Raw genomic sequence first — 1,246 nt, 5'->3', positions numbered from 1 at the left:
GCTAGTGCCGTGACCACGAACGTTCGCGGTGTTGGATGACACGCCGTTCGGCCTGTCGGCCGGGCGGCGTCGCGGCGGTCAGGCTGTGGCGGTGGCAGATCTTGTACGCGTGCGGCGGCTGAGTGATCAGGAAGGTCAGCAGCTGCTCAGAATCACCCGCCGGGGAACCGGTTCACCGATCCGACTACGGCGGGCCATGGTCGTGCTCGCGTCTGCCGGCGGGAACACGGTGCCGGCGATCGCCCGGCTTGTGCAGGCCGACGAGGACACGATCCGGCAGGTCATCCACCGGTTCAACGAGATGGGGATGGCCAGCCTGGACCCTCAGTGGGCGGGTGGCCGTCCCCGCCAGATCAGTCGTGACGAGGAACAGTTCATCGTCGAGACGGCCAACACCCGCCCCGAGAAGCTGGGGCGGCCGTTCACCCGCTGGAGCATCCGCAAGCTCGCCGACCACCTGGGCTCGCATGCCGCCCGCCGGATTCGTATCGGGCGGGAACGGCTGCGGCAGATCCTGCACCGGCACAAGATCACTTTCCAGCGGACCAAGACGTGGAAGGAGTCCACCGACCCGCAGCGCGACGCCAAACTAGCCCGGATCGAGTACGTGAGCAGCCACTTCCCGCAGCGGGTGTTCGCGTTCGACGAGTTCGGGCCCCTGGTGATCCGGCCGCAGGCCGGCACCGGCTGGGCGCCGGCCGGGCATCCGCACCGGCTGCCTGCGAACTATCACAAGCTGCACGGGGTCCGGCAGTTCCACGGCTGCTACAGCGTCGGCGACGACCAGCTCTGGGGTGTCGTCCGGCGGCGCAAGAGCGCGGCGAACACCCTCGCCGCGCTCAAGTCGATCCGGGCCGCGCGGCCGGACGGGGCGCCGATCTACGTGATCCTGGACAACCTGTCCGCGCACAAAGGCATCAAGATCCGCAGGTGGGCGGCCCGGAACAAGGTCGAGCTCTGCTTCACCCCGACCTACGCCTCCTGGGCCAACCCGATCGAGGCCCAGTTCGGGCCCCTACGCACCTTCGTCATCGCCGGATCCAACCACCCCAACCACCCCACGCTGACCCGGCGGCTGCAGGCCTACCTACGCTGGCGCAACGCCAACGCCCGCCACCCCGACGTCCTGGCCGCCCAACGCCGCGAACGAGCCCGCATCCGCAGCGAACGACAACGACGCTGGGGCCAACCCGCTACTCAAGCAGCCTGACCCCAACACCGTGAACGTTCGTGGTCACGGCACTAG

The 1,246-nt window shown here is 68.9% G+C and carries 1 protein-coding gene; it reads left to right on the top strand.

Going from position 1 to position 1,246, the window contains the following annotated elements; translation table 11 throughout:
• Positions 1–91 precede the first annotated feature (91 nt).
• A complete protein-coding gene (locus AB0C02_RS33595; protein WP_357553244.1) occupies positions 92–1,210 on the top strand; it encodes an IS630 family transposase in 1,119 nt (372 codons plus the stop codon).
• Positions 1,211–1,246: the final 36 nt, after the last annotated feature.

This window comes from Micromonospora sp. NPDC048999 (assembly GCF_040649295.1).
GTDB lineage: Bacteria > Actinomycetota > Actinomycetes > Mycobacteriales > Micromonosporaceae > Micromonospora.
Note: the sequence above shows the minus strand (reverse complement) of the source record. Positions and strands in the feature narration are given on the sequence as shown.